We start from the raw sequence: 23,484 nt of genomic DNA, 5'->3' as shown, positions 1-23,484 counted from the left end.
TGATTTATAGATAAGTGTACATAATTAAGATTTTTCCAGATTCCTGCTAAGTTGATCAAGTTGTTTTTGAATGCGTTCAAGCTGATCATGCAGATAATCCTTGTCGGCTTGTTCCAGACGGTCTTTTTCCCATTGCTGCTCTGCTTGCTCGGCTTCGTGAAAGGTTTGCATGGTGTTCACGATAATGGCAATGAACAGGTTCAACATGGTGAACGTTGCAATCAAAATGAAGGGAATAAAAAAGGCCCAGGCCCATGGGAACGTATCCATCACCGGGCGCGATATGCCCATTGACCAGCTTTCCAGCGTCATGATCTGGAACAGGGTATAGAAAGAGCGCCCCAACGTGCCAAACCAATCGGGAAAGTTGTCACCGAAAATATTGGTGGCGATCACGGCCGCGACATAATAAATAAGCAACAGCAACACCACAATCGAACCTAAGCCGGGTAACGCGCCCAGCAAGGCCGCCACGACTTTGCGCATGGCGGGCACCGCTGAAACCAGGCGCAATACCCGTAATACCCTGAGGGCACGCAGAATGGCCAGCGGCCCCGAGGCCGGCACCAGCGAGATGCCAACCACAATCAGGTCGAACAGGCTCCATGGGTCGACAAAAAAGCGCGTGCGCCAGGCGTAGATGCGTAGCACAAGCTCAACGACAAACACCGCCAGAAACAGATTGTTGATCAAGCCCAGGGTCGGACCCCATTGGGCAACGATGGTGGGCGATGTTTCCATGCCCAGAATGATCGCCGTTAGAATAATCAGGGTAAGAATAGTGCCGGTGAAGCGAGGGTGTTCTACCAGCTTTCGGGTACGTTGCTGCAATGAAATAGACGTGGCATTCATGATGAGGGAAACAAGAGGATTTGACCGCCGATATTCTAGAGGAAGTTGGTCTTTGCCAAGCGCGTCGGTTTACCCGCGGCACAGACGTTGATTTTCGTAAAGTTTGTGGCTTATAAAGACTTTGTTGCCCGCTAAAAATATTTTCGAACACTATTTTGCGTTCGCTTGTGTGACAATCAAAGCGTCGTAATGGGGTTGCTGCGTTGATCCTGTTCTCTTCTATTCTGGAGGCACCATGGTTGTACTAGATAAATTTGAAATGCCGAATATCGATCTCGACGGGATCGTTAAGCACCTTAAAGAAACCGGTAAATATACTCACCAGCTTTGGCTGAATGATGAGTCGTTGGCATTTATTGCCCGCGGGCGCACGTATCGTAGCGAGTTTCACATTAATCCCAGCTATGAGATTCAGTTTTCCTTAATTGGCGATCTCGACCTGCACTACCGCACGCCGGAGGGTGAAACGAAAATTGCGCATGTGCCGCAGGGGTCGGTGTTGTATCAAGAGCCGTTTGTGCCGCATTCACCCCGGTTTGCACCGGATGCTTTCCAGTTCATTATCGAGCGTGCGCGAAAGCCGGGCGAAATAGATCGCTTCCATTGGTTCTGTCCGAAGTGCGATAACTTTTTGCATGAAGAAACCTATGTGGTCGACGATTACCGCAAAGATCCGGTTGGGCGTGCTTACGACAACTACTACACCTCGCTGGAGTTTCGTACGTGTAAGAAGTGCGGTACCGTCGCACCCGGGCGCGACTAGTTCAGGGGCAGGATACGGTGTCATTGCTTGAAGCGCAGGTTCACCCAGAATCGACGGCGTTGCTGGTCGTAGATATGCAGAATGATTTCTGCGCAGAAGGTGGTTATTTGCACCGCGAAAGGGGTTACAACGTGGGTTTTGCGCCCGCGTTGGCCGATCGCATTCAAGGTTTGGTAGATGTCGCCCGCACGGCCGGCATGCCGGTGGTTTGGATTCGTTCGGTTTACGACTTTAAGTATCTGAACGAACCTTATCGGGTGAAGCGACGAGACGAAGGGTGTTGCCTTGAGGGTACTTGGGGTGTCGAGTTTTTCCGCTTGCAGCCCGAACCCGGTGAGCCGATTGTTACCAAACACCATTACAGCGCTTTTTTTGAAACGGATCTGCATGCCCAACTGCAGTCGCTTGGGGTGAAGACATTGGTCGTCACAGGCGTTGCCACCAACGTCTGTGTCGACTCAACGTTACGCGAAGGTTTCTTTCGTGGTTACTATATCGTGGTGCCGGAAGATTGCGTGAACAGTAACAGTAAAGCGGGCCACGAAGGTGCGTTGGCGACGGTACGCAACAATATTGGTATTGTTTGCCCGTCGGAAGACATTATTCAAATACTTACGGCCCCCAGATAGGCAGGAAGGAAGGGTGGTCGGTGCGTTCCGGGTTGTGCTTGATCCGGCATACAAATGGTTCGGCAAAGTGCATGGGCAGCATCAGGATATTGTGATCAACACATTCATTGAGCACGGCCAGACGAGTTTCGAGTGCTTTCACGCGGTCATCATCGAAGCGTGACCAAACTTCCGGGTAAGGCAGTTGAATGGGGTGGTGAATCACGTCGCCGCAAAACAGCGCGTGGTGGTGTTGATCTTTAAGCCGGATTTTTGCGTGCCCGGGGGTGTGGCCAATGGCGCTTTCCACGGTAAGCAAATCATCAACGGTATAGCCGTCTTCCACCAACAGCATCTGTCCGGCTTCAGCAATAGGCAGAATGCTGTCCTCAAAAACATTTTCTTCAGCCGTGGTATGAACATAGTCGGGGCGCCGTGTATCCCAGCGCTCGAATTCTTTGCGTGAAAAAATATATTTTGCGTTGGGGAAGGTGGGAACCCAGCGGCCGTCAACCAGGCGGGTGTTCCAACCCACGTGATCGGCGTGAAGGTGGGTGCACATCACGAAATCCACATCTTCGGGCCGCGCACCGGCGCGCGCCAGGCGCTCCAGCCAGGGCTCGTTACGCATGTTGAACCGCTCGTTGTGCGGGCGCTCTTTGTGGTTGCCCACGCAGCCGTCAATCAAAATAGTGTGATGTTCGGTGCGAACCAGCCAGCTGTGAATCGTTGAGGTGATTTTGTCGGATTCCGGATTGTAAAAAGTCGGCACCAGCCAGTCTTTATGGGCCTCGAACATTTCGGGGCGAACTTCCGGAAACATGAAATTGCTGATAAAGCCGGGGCCGTAATAGTCTTGAACACGGGTGATTTCCACTTTGCCCAATTGCAACCCATGGCCGCAGCAGTTAATGTCAAACCCTGATGTCATGCGCGTTCCTTTGCTGTTATGTTTGAACTGTTATGTTTGAAATATCCAAGAAAAATCGATTTTAGTGCCGGGCGCCACTATGGAAATGTGTTACTTTTGCTAACTGCGTCACATGTAGGGTTTTATTTTCACACGCGAGTGCGTGAATTTTTTTAAAATCACTACGCATATAAAATTTTTAGGCAGTATTAGAAGTATTTTGGTATCGACGCAGCAAGGCGTTTAGCGCAAGAATAGGCGTCTTTTCGTTACCATGCCAAAGTTCGGGCACGAATCGCTGTGATCCAATGTAATAACGTTTTATCAACGGAGGCTCCATGAAAAATATCATTAGTCGCACATTATTGAGCTTGCTGGTTGCCGGTGGTTTTGCCACCCAGGCCAACGCAGCGGAAAAGGTAACCCTTAAGGTTGCACACTTCCTGCCGACCGCAACGACAGCCCACTGGGACATGATCGTACCGTGGTGCGAGAAGATCAAGAAAGAGTCCGATGGCGGTCTGGAATGCCAGATCTATCCAGCCATGCAATTGGGTGGTACGCCTCCCCAGCTGTTAACGCAAGCACGTGACGGTGTGGCCGATATTGTCTGGACATTGCCCGGTTATACCCCAGGGCGCTTCCCTATTTCCGAGGTGTTTGAACTGCCGTTCTTTGCGCCCGATCACCAGAACACATCGCGTGCCTTGTGGGAATTTGCAGAGAAGCATGCGCTTAAAACAGAGTTCGCCGGACTCAAGCCGATTGGTATCTGGGTCAATGGGCCAAACTACTTTCACCTGCGTGACAAAGAGGTCAAGACAGTTGCAGGGATGCAGGGTCTGAAAATCCGTGCTGCTTCACGTATGAGCAATCAGTTCCTGACGGATATCGGCGCCAATGCAATGGGCATGCCACTGCCGCAAGCGGTTGAGGGTATTTCCAAAGGCGTGCTCGATGGCCTGATGGTGCCATGGGAAGTGGTGCCTTCGGTGAAACTCGACGAGCTCACCAAATACCATGCTGAAATCAAAGACGATTCAGGTAATTTCATGGCGACTTCGACGATGGTTTATGTCATGAATCAAGCCAAATACGACAGCCTGCCAGACAACCTGAAAAAAGTCATCGATGACAACAGCGGTGCTGAAACGTCTGCCTGGATCGCCAGCCGCTTTCAGGCTGCCGACGTACAAGGTCGTAAAGCTGCCGAGGAAGCCGGTGGCGTCATTTATGAATGGTCTCAGGAAGAAGTGAACAAGTTGAAAGACGCGTCTTCCGAAGTTGCCCAGCAATGGATCGACGAAATGAACGACAAAGGCATGGACGGCCAGGCTTTGTATGACGATGCCCGTGCATTGGTGGAAAAATATAATAAAAAATGAGTGTTTCAATCTTTTCGCAAGTACGTAAGTACGTAGAAGGTTTTTGCGCCGTACTCGCGGGGGTGGGCTTCTTCCTGTTAATAGGGGAAGCCCTTCTTTCCGTTACCAGTATTATCGGGCGCAATACAATCGACTACGGCGTGCCCGGCGACTATGAATTGGTTCAGTTGTTGACGGCTGTGGCCATTGCCATGTGCCTGCCTTACTGTGAATTCAAACGCGGGCATGTTTTTGTCGACTTCTTTACTTTGTGGGCATCCGACCGGCTCAAGCATGTTCTGGACGCAATAGCCGCACTGATTCTGGCAGCAGTGTCTTTTCTTATTGCCTGGCGCACTTATGTGGGTATGTGGGAAATCCGCGATTATTCGGAAAGCACCATGGTACTGAACGTGCCGGTATGGTGGGCTTATATTCCTCTGCCCATCTGCTTTTCGCTGCTGGGTGTTGCCGCATTGTTCAATTTTCATCTCGAATGCTCAAAGCGTGATTCATGACTAGTGTTGAAATCGGGCTGGCAATGCTGGCCTTCATGATGGTGCTGCTTGCACTGCGGGTTCATATTGGTATCTCCATGTTCCTGGCCGGCGCCGTCGGTTATGTATGGATTACCGGGCTTAACCCGCTTTTGTCGGTGCTCAAGCATGCACCGTTTTCCCGTTTTTCCTTGTACGATTTGTCGGTGGTGCCGCTGTTCCTTTTAATGGGGCAGTTCGCCACGCATGGCGGTTTGTCCCGCGCGTTGTTTAAAGCGGCAAACTCGTTCATCGGGCATTGGCGTGGCGGCATGGCGATGGCCGGTGTGGGTGCGTGTGCCAGCTTTGGCGCAATTTGTGGTTCATCGCTGGCGACCGCGGCAACCATGACCCAGGTCGTATTGCCTGAGTTGCGCCGCCATCAGTACGCGCCCTCATTGGCTGCCGGCTCCATTGCTGCGGGCGGTACGCTGGGCATATTGATTCCGCCGTCTGTCCCGCTCGTCATTTATGCCATTATGGCGCAGCAAAATATCGCCAAATTATTCATGGCGGCCCTGGTTCCAGGGATTATTGCCGCTATTGGCTACATGATTGTCATTGGGATTGTGGTGCGTCGTAATCCTGGCGTAGCCGGGCCCGGTGTCGAGCCGCATTCCTGGCGCGAGCGTATGCAAACGTTGGCTAAAACATGGCCGGTCGTGCTGATTTTCCTGGTGGTCATCGGTGGTATTTATGGTGGTATTTTCACACCCACCGAAGCCGCCGCCGTGGGTGTTCTGGCTACAGGTGCCGTGGCATGGAAGTCGGGCGGCCTTAAGAATGGCGGTTTGGCAGACAGTATTTCCGGAACGGCCAAAGGCACGGGCATGATCTTTTTGATTCTGCTCGGCGCCGATATGTTGAATTCGCTGATGGCGGTCAGTCAGATTCCGAACGTGACGTCCGACTGGGTTCAAACGCTGGGTATTCATCCCATCGGCATTATGCTGGTGCTGATCCTGATCTATGTGCTGTTGGGTTGCGTGATGGACAGCCTGTCCATGATTCTGATCACCATTCCGATTTTCCTGCCTATCGTGATGGGGCTCGAATTTTACGGTTTGGCTCCCGATGAGAAAGCCATCTGGTTTGGGGTGATTGCGCTGGTTGCCATGGAAATGGGGCTGATAACGCCGCCGGTGGGTATGAATGTTTACATTATTAACGGCATTGCCAAAGACGTCCCCATGGCAACAATTTTCAAGGGGGTGGTGCCATTTATTATGTCCGACCTGGTTCGTTTGGCCCTGATGGTTGGCTTGCCTTCCATTACACTCGGCCTGCTTTGGCTGTTCCCCAATTAACAAGGATTTGAACATGCCTATTGCCAGACTCTCCATTATGGAAGGCCGCAGCGACGAGGACGTGGCCAAACTGATTGCCGCGGTTACTGAAGCGATACATGCGTCTTTGGATGCGCCTCATCAGAACATTCGGGTTTTGGTTGATGAGGTCCCGCGCACCCATTGGGGGATTGCCGGTATTTCTGCGGCAGAGCGCGGGGAGCGTTAGCGCTCCCCCGCTTTTTAATCATGCTTCCGGCCCCAAAACATCTTCGGGCGTTTCACGCCATTTGCAAAGAGGGCAGCATGAAAAGAGCGGGTGACGTGCTGCGTCGTTCCCGCTCTTCTGTTTCTCATGCCATCGACGAGTTGGAGTCGGAAATTGGCTTCAGTCTTTTTGAGCGCAATGCGCATGGCATGTTGCTGACGGAATTCGGCAATATCCTGTATCGGCGTGTTGATTTTGCCTTTCAGGAAATGGCAGTAGCACGCCGCAGCCTTGAGATGCTTCATGCAAACCGGATGTTGTCACCCAATGCGCCCATTTTTTCGCTGGCGGTAAGTCAACAACGTATTAATATTTTTCTTGCTTTTGCCCAGCTACGCCATATGAGTGCGGCGGCCCGAGAGCTTGGTGTTTCGCAGCCCGCTGTCAGCATGGCGTTGCGTGACCTCGAGCAAAGTATTGGCGTTCCTTTATATGAGCAGGTTGCGGGAACGTTCCGCTTTACTCGTTCCGGCGATATTTTGTTGAACCACCTTAAACGGGCTTTGGTTCAGTTACGGCTTGCCCGGGTTGAAATGAATCGCGTCAAGGGGCAATTCGAGGGAAGTATTGCGGTGGGTGCCTTGCCGTTTGGCGGCGCCAGCATTCTACCCCCGGCTATTTCGCGTTTGTTGGCCTCTTATCCGCAATTGAAAATTTCAACGCACGAAGGTTCGTTCGATACGCTGGTGGCGGGTTTGTGGTGCGGTGACCTGGATTTGGTTGTGGGCGCACTTCAACCTCTGGAGCAGCATGCAGGCCTGGTCAGTGAGCGCTTGTTCGACGATCCGATTGTGGTCGTTGCGCGCGCCGATCACCCTTTGGCGCAACAGCGTAATGTGACATTGGAAGACGTGGTGAAAGCTGGCTGGGTATTGCCTGCTGCAGGGACACCGACGCGCGAAGCCTTGTTTTCCGCACTTCAGCAAAAGGGCGTCAATTGTCCCAGGGTATCGGTTGAGTCGTCCGATGTTTCCACGATTCGTGGGTTGTTGTTGGAAAGCGATCTAATCAGCGCCGGTGCCCGCCGTCTATTTCACCACGACCTGCAATCGGGTGCGTTAGTGCGCTTGGCCGATGACTACCCTATTGCTCAGCGATCGATTGGCATCCTTACCCGAACCCAAGCGCATTCGTCACCGCTTGCGCAATTATTGATGGATGAAATTCGCTTTATCGCGCGATCGGTGTCATGACAAATCCATTAATTTCATGTACAGTTTAATATCGATTTTTTTATATTAAATCGATTGTTTTTGGTGTTAATAGAACTTAAGGATTCCTATGCTTCCCCCACGTATAGACAAAGAAATTGTGCGTAACTCTATTGGTGAATACGCCGATAAGAAAGCAAGCGTCGAGGAGCGCGGCAAAATTTATGAAGAGCTTCTGGGATTTGTGCCCCCACGCATTGAAGCGCGCTTGCATGTTACGGGCGCTCTTGACCCCGAAATTGTGGACATGCAGGAACGCATTCGCGAACACGCCATGTACCCAAAATGCTTCGATGTCAAAACAGCACAGCTGATGCTTTTTGGCATGTTGCTCATGGACGGCAGCGATGCTTCGGTACTGCACGGTATTGCCGCGCGCAAGGCGGGGGCAAGCTGGGAGGAAATGCAAGCGGTTGTGAACCTGTGTTTCCTCTTCCGTGGGATGTCTGCGGCGAATCGCGGCGCGGAACAATTGGCCAGTATCGCCAAGCGCGAAGCCGCTGCTGCTGAAAAATAATTTGCCAACTGTTTTTAAAGGGTGTTGTTATGCCGAAAGAGATCATTCATAGCCAGTCTGCACCAACGACTGGTTTTACCAATCAGAATACGCCTTCTCCTTTGGCGCAGGCGATTCGTGCCGGCGATTTTCTTTATGTGTCCGGGCAGGGGCCGTTGAACCCTGAAACCAAAGAAGTGGTGTCGGAAGATATCCGTGAACAAACCGTTCAAGTGTTAACCAATTTGCGTTCCGTCTTGGAAGCCGGTGGTGCCACAATGGCGCAGGTGGTGAATATGCGCGTGTGTTTGCGCGATGTTGCCGATTTCCCCGCTTTTAATGAAACGTTTCGCGAGTTTATGCAGGGAGAAAAAACCACACGTACTTGTACAGGTGGCACGCCGCATCGCAAGGGTGTGAATGTTGAGGTGGACTGCGTTGCTTATTTGGGTTAAGCGCTGCTCATAAGCCACCCTTTCGTAAAGCGGGGTGTTCAGGCGGCTTGTTGGATTCTGGTAAAACCGGGGTTCAACAAGCCGCTTTATCTTTGTGCGTTTGCGCAATCTGCTGGTTCAGCGCATTCAGCGCGTAAGCCGATGTACGCTCGATGTGATTACGCAATAAGGCGCAGGCTTCATCGGCGTTGCGTGTGATGGTTGCGTGGCAAAGCGCTTCATGCTCCTGGCGAACATCGCGGTCAATTGTCGTGTTCTTCAGAAAAATACGGCGATAGCGATCGTTCAGGTCGTGCAGGGTATTACAGAAATGCAATAGCAAAGGCAAATTGCAGGCCGCCACCAATTTCCGGTGGAACGCGGCATGCGCGGACTCCCATTGTTTCATTTGATCGCCGTCGACATGAACGCGTTCAATTTTGTTTAATCGATGCAGGGCGGCGATTACGTCGCCTTCCCATTCGTCGTCACCAAGGCGAATCGACTCGCGTAAAGCGAAACTTTCCATTTCACAACGCAGCCGGGTAATTTCGGTTAGGTTCGCAGGTGAGGTGGGAGCCACTTTGTAGCCTCGTTGGCCTTCGGCTGCCACATAACCTTCAGCACACAATCTTGATAGGGCTTCCCTTAAGGGGCTTAAGCTTACCCCGAACACGCCGCGAAGTTCATCCAGGCGCAATTTCGACCCCGGACTCATCTTGCCGCTGACGATGTTCTCACGCAGTTTTTCAGCGATAGAGTTTGACAAGGTTTGAGATGGATCAAGCTTTGTGATCGTAGACATGGAAAACCCTTAGGTCAGTTTCTTGACAGGAATTATAAACGACTCTACAGTTCGTCGATATTAGCTTAATAAATCGGAATTAGGAGAAAAAATCGATGGGAATTCAGAATGTCGACCGGACATTGCCGTCGAATCAAATGGTTTTTGAGCTGCGTCGCGATGCCGAGAAGTTTCGCAAATTCCAAAACGACATGGAAGCGTCCATGGAGGATTTCGGTTTGACGCCTGCAGAACGCGAAGCCTGGCGGAACATGGATATTGCCGGCCTGGGTGCTTTGGGTGTTCATCCTTACTTTTTGCCGCAGGTGAGCCGCTTGTTCAAAGGGGGCGGATACAACCACAACGATAGCGATGCGGCACGCCTGTATGCCGAGAAAATGGGTATTTTGAAGGAAGGGAGCTAAGAATGGCGCAATTAGTTGCAACCATGGGGATTGCGCACGCACCGGGTGTTACCGGTTGGCTTGATCGTGCTCCCAAGGAAGAACAAGATGCGGTGCTGGCCGGCTATGCCGAGTTTGCGCGGCGCATGGAGGCATTAAAGCCCGACGTCATTATTGGGGTGGCGAACGACCACTTGCTGAATTTTCCCATGAGCAATATTCCTGATTTTTGTGTCGGAATTGGTGATCACTGGGACGGCCCGGCACCGTGGTTCAAAGATTGGTTGAATGTGCCCGATTACGCTATTGCAGGTCATCGTGATATGGCGCGCGCACTGGTGCGTGAGTCAGCCAAGGCAGGCATCAACCATGCCTTTGCCGAGCATCTGCTTTTCGACGATAACTGGTCGGTGCCGTTGAAGTTTCTATTTCCCAAATACGATGCCAAGTTTATTCCGATTCATATGAATCCGATTGTGCCGCCCACGCCGTCTTCGGGGCGTTGCCTGGAAGTAGGCAAGCAAATCGCGCGCATCGTAAGTGCTTATCCCAGCGACGAGCGTGTGGTTGTGATGGCGACCGGGGGGCTGTCGCATGATCCCGGTGGTGTGGACTACTTCACGGTTCATGAGGATTTTGACCGTTGGTTTATGGGCCTTCTTGAAGATGGGGATGTGGCGCAAGTTGAGCGTGAATTGCCATTTGAAAAGTACCTTGAAGGCGGCGACGGCGGCGGGGGTGAATTGCTGGCCTGGCTGGTGGCAATGGGTGCTGCAGCGGAAGCGGGGCGTCCGAACGCTGAAAGCGTGTTTTATGTTCCGTCCGTCCCGTTGCGTTGTGGCATGGGCGGTTCCTATTGGGATTTAACTTAAGGGGCCTTGCGTGACGGCAACAAAAACAGTCGCATCATTAAGCGAATTGCTCACATCCGGGTCAGCGGCTTTGGTTATTGTTGATATGCAGAACGATTTCTGCGCACCCGGCGGATATATCGATGCAGTAATGGGCAAAGATGTGGCGGCTGCCGCCACTATTTGCGACAACCTGACCGCATTGGTGAGTGCAGCCAGAGCGGCGGGCGTACCGGTTGTCTGGATCGGCTCCGATTACTCTCCGGAGCGTATTCCTGTTGCGATGAAGCGCAAACTTGATCAGCGGGCAATTACGGCCGTGTGTTGCGAGCCGGGCACCTGGGGTGCGCAGTGGTTCGGGGTTACACCCATGCCCAACGAAAGTGTGGTTATTAAACATGCGTATAGCGGGTTTTCGAATACCCCGTTGCATGGCGTTTTGCAGGAAAAAAACATCGAAACGCTCGTGTTCGGGGGGGTTCAAACGCAAGTGTGTGTCGAGTCCACAGTGCGCGAGGCGCATTCCTTGGGGTATATCGCCGCCGTTGTGAAGGACGCGGTTGCGTCACACACCCCGCCGTTGCATGAGGCCAGTCTGATGAATATGCAGTTTCTTTTTGGGGAGCTTTGTGAGACCACCGATGTGGTGGCGCAGTGGGCTCCTCAGTCATTGTCGTAGCGCATTGTCGAAGCCTGTTGGAATCGGTTTTAATCAAGGAGAATTAAATGAAACGCCGAACCGTTTTGGGCAGCCTTGCTGCCGCCGTACTTGCATTAAGTTCTACTGTCGTTGCTGCACAAGAGAAAAAACCAATCCGCATCGGTGTCATCACCGAAATGTCGGGCCCGTTTGCAGATTATGGTCGACAAGTTCAAACCACGATCGAGGCGTTTCAGAAAGCCAAAGGCGATACGGTGGATGGCCATAAAGTAGAAATTATTTATCGTGATACCACCGGGCCGAATCCGGAAGTGTCGCGGCGCGCAGCTCAGGAGCTGGTGTCGGTGGAAAAGGTTGATTTTCTGGCCGGTTTTGGGTTGTCGCCCAACGCCATGGGTGCGGCACCGATTGCAACGGCATCGAAAACCCCGATGATCATCATGAACGCTGCTGCCACTTCCAGCATTGTGATGCGTTCACCTTATATCGTACGTGCTTCGTTCACCCTGCCTCAGGTATCTGCGCCGCTGGCAGCCTGGGCCGCTGAAAATGATATTAAAACGGTTTATACGCTTGTGTCGGATTACGGTCCAGGTCTGGACTCGGAAAAAGCCTTCATCAAGGCGTTTGAAGCGGCGGGTGGCAAAGTATTGGGCAGTGTCCGCGCGCCCATGGCCAACCCAGAGTTCGGTCCGTATCTGCAGCGCGCAAGCGATGCCAAGCCCGATGCCATTTTTGCTTTCGTGCCATCCGGCGATACCGGGGTTCAATTGCTTAAGGCTTATGAACAACGTGGGCTGAAAGACCAGGGCATTCAGCTGATTACAACGGGCGACATTACCGATGATGTCTTTCTTGATCGGATTGGCGATGTGGCGCTGGGTCTGGTTACCAGTCATCACTACTCCATGGCGCATGACTCTCCTGAGAACAAGGAGTTGATCAAGGCTTATCAAGCTGTTCATGGTCCCGATGCCCGTGTGAACTTTTACATGGCCGCGACCTGGGATGGCATGAATATGATGTATGACATTATTCGTGAGCTGGACGGTAATATTGACGGCGATAAAGCCGTAGAGCTGGCCAAGAACATGAAAATTACCAGCCCGCGTGGCCCCATTGAGTTCGACGAGAATCGCGATGTGGTGCAGAACGTTTACATTCGCCGCGTAGAGAAAGTAGACGGCAAGCTGTACAACGTTGAATTCGACACCATTCCCATGGTGAAAGATCCAGGCAAGGAAGAGTGATCCGGATCAATCGACTTTCTTTTCATTAAAGTTGTTCATATACCGTTAAAACTAACAATAAGCGACTAAACCTATGGTGAATTTTATAGGGGTCGTGATTGACGGGGTGTCCTATGGAGCGCTGCTTTTTCTGCTCTCCATAGGGCTGTCAATCACTTTGGGAATGATGGGATTCGTGAACCTTGCCCACACTGCCCTGGCGATAGTGGGCGGTTATTTTGTCGTCAGTTTTACGAATTACCTGGGCTGGCCGTTCAGTATTTCGGTGTTGGCCGCCGTTGTACTGGCCACCTTGGTGGGCATGATTCTTGAGCGTTCACTGTTTCAGTTGGTCTACCGTCGCAGTCCTTTGGCACAAGTGTTGCTCACCATCGGCGTCATGATGATTGTGGGCGCATCGGTTACCTACTTGTGGGGGCCTTCGCTTCAGCTCATTCAAATTCCCGAAGTGCTAACGGGTCGTATTTATCTTGGAGAGGAAATTTCCTTTTCACGTTATCGGCTGCTTTTGTTGGTGATCAGTGTCGTATTGTTGGTTGTGCTTACGCTGGCTTTGGATAAAACCCGCTTTGGGTCTATGGTACGGGCGGCGGTGGATAATCAACGTGTTGCGGCGGCCTTGGGTATTCCCATCCAGAAAGTATTTATGGTGTGTTTTGCGGTAGGCACGGCTTTGGCCGGCCTGGGCGGTGCGCTGGGCGTTGAGGCCCTTGGCCTGGATCCGGCGTTTGCCATTAAGTATCTGGTTCTTGCTTTGCTGGTTGTGGTGGTGGGGGGCGCCGGTTCGGTTAGCGGCACCTTTATTGCTGCCATGGGTTTAGGTTTTTTCGACATTGCCACCAAGTATTACTTACCAGATTTAGGCTCGTTCGCCATGTATGCCATCATGATTCTTATTCTTATGGCACGCCCGCAAGGTTTGCGTGGTCTTAAAACGGGAGGTGTTTAATGCGTTGGACACCGGCCTCCCATCGGGGTGATCCTTTTTATAAATCCTGGCACGCCGCCGAGCTTTTGCTTTGGGTGGCAGCCATCGCGGCTTTCTTCATCTACCCCAACTATTTACCTTTGGCTACGCTGGTGGTTATTGTGGCGCTGTTTGCGCTGTCACTGGATTTGGCCATGGGTTACGCGGGTATTGTGTCTCTGGGGCACGCCGCTTATTTCGGCTTGGGCGCTTATGTGGCCGCCTGGCTCGGCAAGTACGGCTGGACTGAGCCGATTACCGGCGTGTTAGTTGCCATGGTGGCAAGCGGCTTGTTGGGTTTGATAACGGCGCGTGTGGTTGCGCGGGGCACTGAGCTAAGCTGCTTGCTAGTGACGCTTGGCCTGGGGCTGTTGCTGTTCGAAGCGGCAAATAAAGCGAATGACATTACCGGCGGTATCGATGGGTTGTATGGTGTGGTGATTGCACCGGTGCTGGGTTTGTTTGAATTCGATTTTGCCGGCAAAACCGGTTATTGGTATTCGCTGTGTTGGCTTATGTTTGGTTTGCTGGTGGTACGAAAAATCATTGGCAGTCCATTGGGCCTTACTTTGCGTGGCATTGGGCTGAACAAGAAGCGAACTGCCGCATTAGGTGTAGACAACAGTCGTGCGTTAACTATTGCTTATACGATCTCAACTGCACTGGCGGGCGTGGCCGGCGCACTGCTCACGCAAACCACGCAGTACGTGGCAATTGATGTGCTGGCGTTTCATCGGAGTGCCGATGTGTTAACCATGCTGATTATTGGTGGGGCCGGCTACTTGTACGGCGGTATTCTGGGTGCCGCGGCTTTTATTATTCTGCAAGATTTGCTCTCGGGGATGAACCCAATTTATTGGCAATTCTGGCTGGGTTGGGCGCTGGTGGTAATTGTATTGTTTTTGCCCGAAGGTGCATTCGGTTCTTTCCAACAGCTCGTTCGCCGCCGCCGACCCAAGCTAAACAAGGAGCAGGATCGTGCTTGAGATCAGAAACCTGGATCTGCATTTCGGTGCGCTGTATGTTACTCGAGACATTAATCTAACGCTTCCGCGCGGCGCCAGACATGCGCTTATCGGCCCCAATGGAGCCGGAAAAACAACGCTTGTCAATTTACTCACCGGTCAACTAAAGCCCGATTCGGGCAAGATTTTGCTCGACGAGCAAGAGATCACCCGTTTGCCGCCGCATCAACGGGCCCGACGCGGGCTGGGGCGGACATACCAAATTAACGCGTTGTTTCGGTCCATGACGCCCGTTGAAGCGGTTTCGTTGGCGATCGCTCAGCGCGACGGTAACGCTTTACGCGTGTTTGGTACGGCCGCGCTTGGGCGTCGCACCGGTGAGGAAGCCCGTGAACTCTTGCAGGCGGTCGGCTTGGGTCAATATATGAACCACATGACGCGAGAGTTGCCTTACGGGGTACAGCGCTTGCTGGAGGTGGCCCTGGCTTTGGCGGGAAAGCCCAAGGTATTGCTGCTGGATGAGCCCGCAGCCGGTGTTTCCACCCAAGCGGGTGACCAGCTTTTCCGTTTAATCGATTCTCTGCCTTCCGATTTGGCCATCTTGCTGATTGAGCACGATATGAGATTGGTGTTTCGTTTTGCCAAGCGCATTACGGTGTTGGTGGGAGGTGGGGTGCTCGTGGAAGGTACACCGGAAGAAATTGGGGCCGACCAAAGGGTTCGCGACGTCTATTTGGGGCATAAACATGCTGCTTGAAATCGAAAAGTTGTCGGCCGGGCATGGCGATGCGATTGCCTTGCATGATATCTCTTTGCAGGTCGAGGAAGGGCGAAGCGTTGCCGTATTGGGTCGCAACGGTGCGGGTAAAACCACCTTGCTGGAAACCATAATGGGTTTAACGACACATTACTCAGGTAACCTCCGATTTCAGGGTGAAATTTTGAACCGGCGTTCGCCGGTACAACGCGCCCACGCGGGCCTGGGCTGGGTGCCGCAGGAACGGGAGGCCTTCCCTTCGCTAACCGTGACTGAGAATTTAATGGTGGTGCATCAAGACAAGGGGCCGTGGAACCTTGCCAAGGTCTTCGCGCTTTTTCCCAGGCTTGAAGAGCGCCAGGCGAATCTGGGCTCGCAGTTATCCGGGGGCGAGCAGCAAATGCTGGCGATTGCGCGTGCGCTGATGACCAATCCACGCTTACTTTTGCTTGATGAGCCCATGGAGGGCCTGGCGCCGATTATTGTTGAAGAGTTGTCGGCAGCCGTTATGCAGATGACCCGTGAAACGGGGTTGACGACGTTGGTGGTGGAGCAGCATCCGATTGTGGCCCTGGCCATGACGCATTCCGCCATTATCCTGGATCAAGGTCATGTGGTTTATTCGGGGCTAAGTGCCGAACTTAGCCGGGATGAAGCCACGATTGATCGTTATATTGGCGTGGGTCAGGAAAGCTGATTTCATGCCGGGAGTGGTTGTATGTCGCAAGAACGCGTTGTGAATGTCTTTTCCGACACCATTGCCGAGATGACCTGGTTTGAAGTTGACCAGGCGGCTAAAGACGGTGCCATCTTGTTGTGGTCTTTTGGTGTTATTGAACAGCATGGCCCTCATTTGCCCTGTGGTACCGATGTCTACATTCCTCAGGCACGGTTAAGAGAAACCAAGAAAATTCTGGCTGAACGGGGGATTCAGGCTTTAATTGTGCCGCCTTATTATTGGGGCATTAATGTTGTCTCCGGCGCTTTCCCGGCTTCCTACAAGGTGCGGCCGGAAATCATGGTTGAACTCATGTCCGATTTGTTCGACAGCTTCAAAGGTGATGGCTTTGGTCGGGTGTTCTGTTTTTCCGGGCATGGCGATCGTTTGCACAACCTGACCATTTTCGAGGGCATCAAAAAGGGGGTTGAGCGAACGGGTATGGATATCAGTTTCGTTTCTGATACCGCCTTGTTATTGCGCCTGGGTATCCCTTTGAACGATCCGAAAGTGACCGTGCATAAGGCCGGCAGTGGCAAGTTGTTCGGTGCGCTGACGTCTTCGCCGTCGGCGTTCGATGAAGATGACGACGCGCCGCCCAAATTCATTGACGTGCATGCCGGGCAATGGGAAACATCGATGATGCTGTGCTCGTGTCCCGATCTTGTGCACGACGAGGTGCGTCGCGGTTTGTTGTCAACCGACTTCGGACCCGAAGATCTGGACGAGTGGCGCAAGGGGTTTGAACATGCCCGTGCCAAAACCCCTCAAGGCTATCTGGGCGATCCGGCGGCCGCCAGCCTGGAAGAAGGGCGTCGTTCGCTGCGCCTGTCGGCTGAGCGGGCGGCGGACGCCATTGAGGAACGCGTTAAGCAGCGCGCGCAATCGGTGCGTTAAGTACGCTTTTCCTTGCGCTTGAACGCATTTTGTTATTTCATTGGAACAACAGCGTTGTTCTGATAAGGATGACATTATGTCGTTAAAGCACAAGGCCGCTGCTCCAGCGGCCGACTCCAGTTTGTTCGATCAATCCGAGTTGCAATATCAGTCGGGTTTTGGCAATGATTTTGCAACAGAGGCGTTGGCCGGCACCTTGCCGGTTGGGCGAAATTCGCCGCAGCGGGTAGCGCACGGTTTATATGCAGAGCAAATTTCGGGAACGGCATTTACCGCCCCGCGCGATGTAAACCGGCGAAGTTGGGTTTATCGCATTCGCCCGGGTGCGGTACATTCGCCTTTCAAGCCGTATTCAAATGCCTGGGTGGAAGAGCCATTGTGTGCCCAACCGGAACCCAATCCAATGCGGTGGAATCCGCTGCCGATACCTGCGCAGCCAACAGATTTCATTGACAGTTGGCGGCTGTTTGCCGGGAACGGGGCACCACAGTCGATGTCGGGCTGTGCCATTTATATGTATTGCGCAACCGAGTCGATGGGGCATCGCTATTTTTATAACGGCGACGGTGAGTTGCTGATTGTGCCCCAGGAGGGGCGGCTGGGGATTAAAACCGAGTTTGGCCTGTTACGTGTTGAACCGCAGGAAATGGTGGTTATACCGCGAGGGTGCCGGTTTAATGTGAGCTTACTCGACGGCCATGCGCGAGGCTATATTTGCGAGAATTATGGTGCCTTGTTGCGTTTGCCCGATTTGGGGCCGATTGGTTCAAATGGCCTGGCCTTATCGCGCGACTTTGAAACGCCTGTCGCCTGGTATGAAGATCAGGAGGGTGACTACGAGTTAATTGCCAAGTTTCAGGGCGCATTGTGGTGTGCGTCGATCGGTCATGCACCATGCGACGTGGTGGCTTGGCACGGCAATTACGCGCCCTATAAATACGACATGCGTCGTTTCAACACAATCGGCACCATTAGTTTCGATCACCCCGATCCGTCGCTTTTCCTGGTGTTGCAGTCACCCAGCTATGCTCCCGGCGTGGATGACATCGATTTTGTCATTTTCCCGCCACGCTGGCTGGTGGCAGAAAACACCTTTCGTCCGCCATGGTTTCATCGTAATGTTGCCAGCGAGTTTATGGGCTTGGTCCAGGGGCAATACGATGCCAAGTCAGGCGGGTTTGTGCCGGGTGGGGCGAGCTTGCATAATTGCATGGTTTCGCATGGGCCCGATGCGGAAACTTTTGATAAAGCCTCGAACGAAGATACCAGCCAGCCACGAAAAGTAACGGATACGCTGGCTTTTATGTTCGAGACACGTGTTCCGTTGTTGCCCTCGAATGAGGCGCTTGGCAGCCCCTTGCGACAGAAAGACTATTATTTGTGCTGGCAAAGTGTTGCACGCCACTTTAACTCTGGAGAATCTGTATGACCACGATTGGGCCGCAACCAGATTGGCGTAGCTGGGTTGAGTCTGCCAATTCGGCTGATACGCACTTCCCCATTCAAAACCTGCCTTATGGTGTTTTTTCGCCTGAACCTGGGGCGAGTCCACGTATAGGTGTTGCAATTGGCGATTTTGTACTGGATTTATCTGAACTGGAAGCGGAAGGCTTGTTATGGTGCGGTAAAAAAGTTTTTGATCATTCCACGCTGAACCCTTTTATTACGTTGGGTCGGGCGGCCTGGCGTGACGCCCGCCAGCGTATCGCACAACTTTTGCGGGATTCAGAACCCGCTTTACGGGATAACGTGATGCTGCGAGAGCGTTGTTTGGTTCCCAGCACGCGTGTACAAATGCATTTGCCTGTTCAGATTCCGGGCTATACCGACTTTTACTCCTCCAAAGAGCACGCCACGAATGTCGGCAAATTATTTCGCGATCCCGATAATGCCTTGCTGCCAAACTGGCTTGAGATGCCCATCGCCTATAACGGCAGGGCATCGTCGGTGGTGGTGAGTGGCACGCCGGTTCAAAGGCCTAATGGCCAAATGAAGTTACCCGACCAACAGCGCCCCGTTTTTGGCGCGTGCCGCAAGCTCGACCTGGAGTTGGAGATGGGCTTTATTGTGGGCGCACAGACGCCGTTGGGTACGCCGATCCCCTGTGATCAGGCGCAAGAGTATGTGTTCGGCATGGTCTTGTTGAACGACTGGAGCGCGCGTGATCTTCAGGCATGGGAGTACGTGCCTTTGGGGCCGTTTAATGCCAAAACGTTTGCGACCACCATTTCGCCCTGGGTTGTGCCGTTCGACGCGTTGGAACCATTCCGGGTTGCCCAGCCGTCGCAGTCACCCGAGCCGCTGGCGTATTTACAGCAAACCGGTGAGCATGCTTTCGATATTCATCTTGAGGCCTGGTTGAGGCCGCATGAGGGACATGATGAAACATTGTTGTGCCAAACCAATTTTCGCTATTTGTATTGGTCAATAGCGCAGCAATTGGCGCATCACACCGTTTCGGGCTGCAATGTTCGGGTGGGTGACCTCATGGGCTCGGGAACCATTAGCGGCCCGGAGCCGGGGTCTTTGGGGTCGTTGCTGGAAATCACCTTGAATGGTCGTGAGCCCCTGGCGTTGAAGGGCGGGGGGCAGCGCGGCTTTATTGAAGACGGCGATGCGATTAGGCTTACCGGCTGGTGTCAGGGCGAAGGCTATCGGGTGGGCTTCGGAAATTGCGAAGGGAAAGTGTTGGCTGCTCGGTCACTGTAAGGTTTGCACTGCCGCAACCGAGCCGTCCGGCTGATGATGGATCACGACCACTTTGTTTTCGTGAAGTGCCTGCAAGCTTGCGTGACTAATGTTGAAACTATGAAGTAAACCGTCCTGGTTCAAGTTTTCAATTGGCTTGCGGCGCTCTTTTCCCCGAAATCTGTAAATATTGTAGCGGGCCCAAAAAAACAAGATCAATGCGTTAAGAATGCCCAAAATCGTATAAAAGCCGAAGGTGTTGATAAGTGGAATGACCTCATTCACCAGATATTCGGGATTATGGTTTTGCAGCATTGCCCACAACGACTTGAACCCCATAACAAACAACGCCAAAAACCCGGCCCATGCAATGACGGTGAGTACGGTATCAAGCACTATGAGGTGCCATGGGCGTTGCGTTTGAATAATCATTCAGATCGTTCCACGGGTTGATTATGAATGCCTCGGTCGGGGCTGATCCAGCGAGCCCGGGGGCGTTGGCCCATAAGCGCTACCTTTGTAAAACTAACCAACGTAGTTGCCAGATTAATCATCCAGTACACCATGGGATACCAAACAATCCAGAACAGGTTACGCAAACTATTACGCTCGTAGCGTTGATCGATGAAGGCGCTAACCGTAAATTGCATCAGACACACAGCGCACAGTACCAAGCCGGTAAAGCCGGGCGGCACCAACTTGTGAACTCGAATAGCCTCCGGCAACGGAGCAAACTGCCCAACAAGCCAAAGAAGAATGGAAGCCGCAAAGAGATAAGCCCACAATGTTGAAAGGCAATACTCTGCAAACATGGGCCAAAGACGCCGATGTTGCCAGGTCCATAAATCGTGAACATTTTTCACGAATACTTCAGCGCCACCTTGCGCCCAGCGCAGCCGTTGCTTCCACAAGCCTTTCAGGGTTTCTGGCATTAGAATCCAGCAAAGTGCTCGTGGCTCATAGAAGATCGACCAATGGTCTCTTTGGAGTTTCCAACTGATATCAATATCCTCAGTAATCATGTCCAGGCTCCAGTACCCCACCCGGTCGAGTGCGCGCCGCCGAAACGCGGCAACGACGCCTGATACGGTAAAGACTTGCCCGTAAATGCGCTGGGTGCGCTTGATTAAACCGATAATTGAAGAGAACTCGCCAACCTGGATTTTGCCGACCAGCGTGGATCGCGTGCGAATGCGTGGGTTTCCTGTCACCGCGCCAACGCGTGGATACTGAACCAGCGGTTGAACAAGGTAAGCTGCCGCATCATGATCAAGGCAGGCGTCGCCATCGATACAAACCAGGTATTCGCTGTGGGCGGCGAGTGCACCCATGCGCAGAGCGACCGCCTTGCCCTGGTTTTCCGCCAAATGGACAACGCGAAGCTTAGGGTGATCAGTTGCGAGTTCGTTCAAGATTTCCGCAGTGCGGTCGCGAGAGCCATCGTTGATCGCAATGACTTCAATATTGGAGTAGCGTTGATTAAGTGCGTAATGTAGCGTGTCGCGCACGTTCTCTTGTTCATTAAAGCAGGGAACAAGAATGGAAATGAGCGGATCTCCGGGCAAAGCCGGTGGTTTGCGATCGGGGCCCCATTCCCATTGCCGTTCCCAATGCCACCAGAAGTACATCCCGCCGGCCATCCAGAAGCCCGACATAAACAAGGGATAAAAGAAAAGAAAGCCCAGTACGACCTCTTCGCCTAATGCAAAAAGTGCCGCAACAGGGGTGGCAAGCATGAATATCAAGGCAATTTTGGTAAAGATGCGCTCTTTCATGGATAGGGATACCAGGAAGCCGAGATTGCCGGTCGAATTTCGGACAATGGGGGATGGTTGGCGATAAAGTCGTCAGGGTAGTACCCAAAATGTTTTGCACCAGATAATTGCAATGTTTTCATCCAACCGGCCATTACCGGGCCGCTAATAAACGGGCTGCCTGGTTTCGACCAGTCGCGGGCCTGAATTTCGAAAACAGTCCGCTCAAGGGCACCAGGCCGTTCAGCCACTTCCTTCACTATTTTTGTTAGCCATTCATTTGATTGCTCCGGCGCAATACCTTCCATATAGGGCATGGCCATGGGCGCGGTGTAATCGTACAGCGCAAGAAAGTCGTCAAGGTTTTGGGCGAACCAGGCTTCGCTTTCTGGTTGTAATATAGGCATAGCGAAGATATTGCGCGCAGTTTTTATTTGCGGCCCACGCACGGCTTTAACCCGCTCGGCAAGTTCCATGGTGAAGTCATTAAGCGCTTTCGTTTTAAAGCGTGTCCAGCGGTGCATGAGTGCAGGATTGGAACGCAGTGCTTCAATATCGTCGGGCAAGCCTGCTTGTTTATAGGCTTTAAGCGCCGAGGGGCTAACGTCTTCGAAATCACCCAATAAAGCATCGTCATGGAAAAGTAAGCCGTCGAAGTGCGCATACCGGGCGAGGTCTTCGTAGATGTCGATAATCTGCTTGCGTGCGCGTGCGTCGAATGGTGAAAGTCGCCTGTACTGGTTGGGGTCGGGTTGGGCGTTACTTTGAGACGTGTTTGGATCCCATCGGGCGACGCGGTCGAAAGCGGGGTCCAGATCAAAACTAAGAACCGGCATCCAGGCATAAACCTTAACCTTCGCCCGGTTGCGAAGTTGCCAGGCAACGCGGTTGAAAATATCGGCCCGAACCGGCAACCACCGGTTGGGGAAGTAAACCGATTGCACCAATCCGTCGCCAATCGGGTCTGCGTAGGCCTGCAGGAAAACCGTTGTAATTTCCAGGTCTGCGATTCGTTGCACAAGCAAGCCCAGGTTTCTATCCATTTGAGCTGGGTTTGAATCATAGAGATAGTCAAGGTCTATATGGGCCACCCGCACCACGTCGGGCTGATCCACGCTTAATGCCTGAGACGCGAAATCGCCCAATCCGGGTGCGTTGGCCAATAGCATGCGAGGCATGTTCATGAGCGCGTTCACTGTTCCTGCGCCATTCTCCAGCGTCATGGCCACTCGATAACCCTCTTGCGCCAGAATATGCAATGCTGTTCCACCTGCCGAGCCATAGGGCCAGACCCATACCCGTGGTGCTTTTCCGGTCGCCTTTTCTATCTTTCCGGCAATTGCTTTGGCATCTTTCGATAGGCGCTGCCGGTAATGTTCCGGGGATTCGTATTTTTGCGTTTCTGCATTGAATCGATAACTGGATGCGGCTGGTTCTTTATTGCCTTGTGGGTTGGCCAGTGTGCCAAAGTGCAAGTCGTTGGTATGGGCGGCAATTTCAACCAGCCCCGATTTCGACATTTCTGCAATTTCCCGCCAGTTCAGGAAGCGATCACGATTAACGGGTGTACCGCCAAAATCAACTTTTCCGCCGGGCGGTGTATCCACCCACTTTCCTACCGGCGCCAGTACAGCCGGCCATTGGTAGGCTTTTAATATTGGGTACACACGGGTATAGAAACTTTTGTAACCGTCGTCGAACGTAAGCAAGACTGGTTTTTCGGGTAACGGTTCCAGCCCTTTATGTGCGGCCATAACCTGATCAACCGACACGGCTTCGAACTCGTTTTCGCGTAGCCAGGCCAATTGATTAATCAGTTGGTCTGTACTGACACTCAAGAAAGTTTGGTCGGGCGTTCCGTCTTCCACATCGTGATAGGCCAACGTAAGCAATTCGTGTTGGGGCCATTCAGTTTCCATGCTGCCCGTTGGCCTTTCGTTGGGCGGTGTGAACGGCATGGAATCCAGCGTGTGGCAGGCTGAAAGCAAGGCAAGACCGGCAAGGGCCAATGCCCAGAAGAGAAGCCGAAATGCGTCAAGACGAATGAATGGGTTCATGTT

26 protein-coding genes are annotated in these 23,484 nt (G+C 52.7%); 20 read left to right on the top strand and 6 right to left on the bottom strand.

The window, feature by feature from the left end; genetic code table 11:
- Positions 1 to 24: 24 nt before the first annotated feature.
- The gene (locus tag CJO09_RS05480) at positions 25 to 852 is read right to left on the bottom strand and encodes an ion transporter (RefSeq protein ID WP_119441471.1); all 828 of its coding nucleotides are present in this window, start codon (positions 850 to 852) and stop codon (positions 25 to 27) included.
- A 235-nt stretch (positions 853 to 1,087) separates the two neighbouring features.
- On the opposite strand from CJO09_RS05480, the gene CJO09_RS05475 reads away from it, so the two are divergent.
- Both CJO09_RS05475 and CJO09_RS05470 read left to right on the top strand, forming a co-directional pair.
- The gene (locus tag CJO09_RS05475) at positions 1,088 to 1,615 is read left to right on the top strand and encodes a 3-hydroxyanthranilate 3,4-dioxygenase (RefSeq protein ID WP_119441470.1); all 528 of its coding nucleotides are present in this window, start codon (positions 1,088 to 1,090) and stop codon (positions 1,613 to 1,615) included.
- A gap of 17 nt (positions 1,616 to 1,632) precedes the next feature.
- Positions 1,633 to 2,244, top strand: coding sequence for a cysteine hydrolase family protein (locus CJO09_RS05470; protein ID WP_119441469.1), 612 nt, complete (start codon positions 1,633 to 1,635; stop codon positions 2,242 to 2,244).
- Here the strand turns inward: CJO09_RS05470 and CJO09_RS05465 are convergent.
- Positions 2,228 to 3,154: an MBL fold metallo-hydrolase gene (locus CJO09_RS05465; protein ID WP_119441468.1), complete on the bottom strand. Its 927-nt coding sequence runs from the start codon at positions 3,152 to 3,154 to the stop codon at positions 2,228 to 2,230. The genes CJO09_RS05470 and CJO09_RS05465 overlap by 17 nt on opposite strands.
- Positions 3,155 to 3,471: 317 nt before the next feature.
- On the opposite strand from CJO09_RS05465, the gene CJO09_RS05460 reads away from it, so the two are divergent.
- The 7 genes from CJO09_RS05460 (at position 3,472) to CJO09_RS05430 (ending at position 8,749) form a co-directional block, all read left to right on the top strand.
- Positions 3,472 to 4,518: a TRAP transporter substrate-binding protein gene (locus tag CJO09_RS05460; RefSeq protein WP_119441467.1), complete on the top strand. Its 1,047-nt coding sequence runs from the start codon at positions 3,472 to 3,474 to the stop codon at positions 4,516 to 4,518.
- Positions 4,515 to 5,015, top strand: coding sequence for a TRAP transporter small permease (locus CJO09_RS05455; protein WP_119441466.1), 501 nt, complete (start codon positions 4,515 to 4,517; stop codon positions 5,013 to 5,015). The genes CJO09_RS05460 and CJO09_RS05455 overlap by 4 nt, the downstream gene beginning before the upstream one ends.
- A complete protein-coding gene (locus tag CJO09_RS05450) occupies positions 5,012 to 6,340 on the top strand; it encodes a TRAP transporter large permease (protein ID WP_119441465.1) in 1,329 nt (442 codons plus the stop codon). The genes CJO09_RS05455 and CJO09_RS05450 overlap by 4 nt, the downstream gene beginning before the upstream one ends.
- Positions 6,291 to 6,548 carry a 2-hydroxymuconate tautomerase family protein gene (locus CJO09_RS05445; RefSeq protein ID WP_391523657.1) on the top strand — a complete coding sequence of 86 codons (258 nt, stop codon included), beginning with the start codon at positions 6,291 to 6,293 and terminating at the stop codon, positions 6,546 to 6,548. Before CJO09_RS05450 ends, CJO09_RS05445 begins: the two co-directional genes overlap by 50 nt.
- A gap of 20 nt (positions 6,549 to 6,568) precedes the next feature.
- Complete coding sequence (locus CJO09_RS05440; RefSeq protein ID WP_119441464.1) at positions 6,569 to 7,780, top strand: LysR family transcriptional regulator; 1,212 nt, start codon at positions 6,569 to 6,571, stop codon at positions 7,778 to 7,780.
- A gap of 88 nt (positions 7,781 to 7,868) precedes the next feature.
- Positions 7,869 to 8,315, top strand: a complete 447-nt coding sequence (locus CJO09_RS05435; protein WP_119441463.1) for a carboxymuconolactone decarboxylase family protein — start codon at positions 7,869 to 7,871, stop codon at positions 8,313 to 8,315.
- Positions 8,316 to 8,344: 29 nt separating this feature from the next.
- Positions 8,345 to 8,749: a RidA family protein gene (locus CJO09_RS05430; RefSeq protein WP_119441462.1), complete on the top strand. Its 405-nt coding sequence runs from the start codon at positions 8,345 to 8,347 to the stop codon at positions 8,747 to 8,749.
- 73 nt (positions 8,750 to 8,822) lie between these two features.
- Here the strand turns inward: CJO09_RS05430 and CJO09_RS05425 are convergent, their stop codons facing one another.
- Positions 8,823 to 9,533 (bottom strand): GntR family transcriptional regulator, encoded by a 711-nt coding sequence (locus tag CJO09_RS05425; protein WP_245961237.1) that lies wholly within the window; start codon positions 9,531 to 9,533, stop codon positions 8,823 to 8,825.
- 95 nt (positions 9,534 to 9,628) lie between these two features.
- Between CJO09_RS05425 and CJO09_RS05420 the strand changes: the two genes are divergently transcribed.
- The 11 genes from CJO09_RS05420 to fahA all read left to right on the top strand — a co-directional run bounded on the left by CJO09_RS05420 (position 9,629) and on the right by fahA (position 19,691).
- Positions 9,629 to 9,937, top strand: coding sequence for a hypothetical protein (locus CJO09_RS05420; RefSeq protein WP_119441461.1), 309 nt, complete (start codon positions 9,629 to 9,631; stop codon positions 9,935 to 9,937).
- 2 nt (positions 9,938 to 9,939) lie between these two features.
- The gene (locus CJO09_RS05415) at positions 9,940 to 10,788 is read left to right on the top strand and encodes a DODA-type extradiol aromatic ring-opening family dioxygenase (protein WP_119441460.1); all 849 of its coding nucleotides are present in this window, start codon (positions 9,940 to 9,942) and stop codon (positions 10,786 to 10,788) included.
- Positions 10,789 to 10,798: 10 nt separating this feature from the next.
- On the top strand, positions 10,799 to 11,446 hold the full coding sequence (locus CJO09_RS05410; RefSeq protein ID WP_119441459.1) for a cysteine hydrolase family protein: 648 nt from the start codon (positions 10,799 to 10,801) through the stop codon (positions 11,444 to 11,446).
- Positions 11,447 to 11,493: 47 nt separating this feature from the next.
- A complete protein-coding gene (locus CJO09_RS05405) occupies positions 11,494 to 12,678 on the top strand; it encodes an ABC transporter substrate-binding protein (protein ID WP_119441458.1) in 1,185 nt (394 codons plus the stop codon).
- A gap of 73 nt (positions 12,679 to 12,751) precedes the next feature.
- Entirely contained in the window at positions 12,752 to 13,627 is an 876-nt protein-coding gene (locus CJO09_RS05400) for a branched-chain amino acid ABC transporter permease (protein ID WP_119441457.1), read from the top strand.
- Positions 13,627 to 14,631, top strand: a complete 1,005-nt coding sequence (locus CJO09_RS05395) for a branched-chain amino acid ABC transporter permease (RefSeq protein WP_119441456.1) — start codon at positions 13,627 to 13,629, stop codon at positions 14,629 to 14,631. Before CJO09_RS05400 ends, CJO09_RS05395 begins: the two co-directional genes overlap by 1 nt.
- Positions 14,624 to 15,367: an ABC transporter ATP-binding protein gene (locus tag CJO09_RS05390; protein WP_245961236.1), complete on the top strand. Its 744-nt coding sequence runs from the start codon at positions 14,624 to 14,626 to the stop codon at positions 15,365 to 15,367. Before CJO09_RS05395 ends, CJO09_RS05390 begins: the two co-directional genes overlap by 8 nt.
- Entirely contained in the window at positions 15,357 to 16,064 is a 708-nt protein-coding gene (locus tag CJO09_RS05385) for an ABC transporter ATP-binding protein (RefSeq protein WP_342772182.1), read from the top strand. Before CJO09_RS05390 ends, CJO09_RS05385 begins: the two co-directional genes overlap by 11 nt.
- Positions 16,065 to 16,085: 21 nt before the next feature.
- Positions 16,086 to 16,982, top strand: coding sequence for a creatininase family protein (locus tag CJO09_RS05380; RefSeq protein ID WP_119441454.1), 897 nt, complete (start codon positions 16,086 to 16,088; stop codon positions 16,980 to 16,982).
- Positions 16,983 to 17,058: 76 nt separating this feature from the next.
- A complete protein-coding gene (hmgA, locus tag CJO09_RS05375; protein WP_119441453.1) occupies positions 17,059 to 18,411 on the top strand; it encodes a homogentisate 1,2-dioxygenase in 1,353 nt (450 codons plus the stop codon).
- The gene (gene fahA, locus CJO09_RS05370) at positions 18,408 to 19,691 is read left to right on the top strand and encodes a fumarylacetoacetase (protein ID WP_119441452.1); all 1,284 of its coding nucleotides are present in this window, start codon (positions 18,408 to 18,410) and stop codon (positions 19,689 to 19,691) included. Before hmgA ends, fahA begins: the two co-directional genes overlap by 4 nt.
- Here the strand turns inward: fahA and pgaD are convergent.
- From pgaD to pgaB, 3 genes are read right to left on the bottom strand one after another with little or no spacing between them, the layout of a single operon-like run.
- Complete coding sequence (pgaD, locus tag CJO09_RS05365) at positions 19,683 to 20,102, bottom strand: poly-beta-1,6-N-acetyl-D-glucosamine biosynthesis protein PgaD (RefSeq protein ID WP_119441451.1); 420 nt, start codon at positions 20,100 to 20,102, stop codon at positions 19,683 to 19,685. The genes fahA and pgaD overlap by 9 nt on opposite strands.
- Positions 20,099 to 21,445, bottom strand: coding sequence for a poly-beta-1,6-N-acetyl-D-glucosamine synthase (gene pgaC / locus CJO09_RS05360; RefSeq protein ID WP_114419497.1), 1,347 nt, complete (start codon positions 21,443 to 21,445; stop codon positions 20,099 to 20,101). Before pgaC ends, pgaD begins: the two co-directional genes overlap by 4 nt.
- Positions 21,442 to 23,481, bottom strand: coding sequence for a poly-beta-1,6-N-acetyl-D-glucosamine N-deacetylase PgaB (gene pgaB, locus CJO09_RS05355; RefSeq protein ID WP_119441450.1), 2,040 nt, complete (start codon positions 23,479 to 23,481; stop codon positions 21,442 to 21,444). Before pgaB ends, pgaC begins: the two co-directional genes overlap by 4 nt.
- Between the last annotated feature and the right edge of the window lie 3 nt (positions 23,482 to 23,484).

This window comes from Neopusillimonas maritima, assembly GCF_003576595.1.
GTDB classification, from domain to species: Bacteria; Pseudomonadota; Gammaproteobacteria; order Burkholderiales; family Burkholderiaceae_B; genus Neopusillimonas; species Neopusillimonas maritima.
The sequence above is the reverse complement of the archived record's forward strand: the minus strand, read 5'-3'. Positions and strand labels throughout refer to the sequence as shown.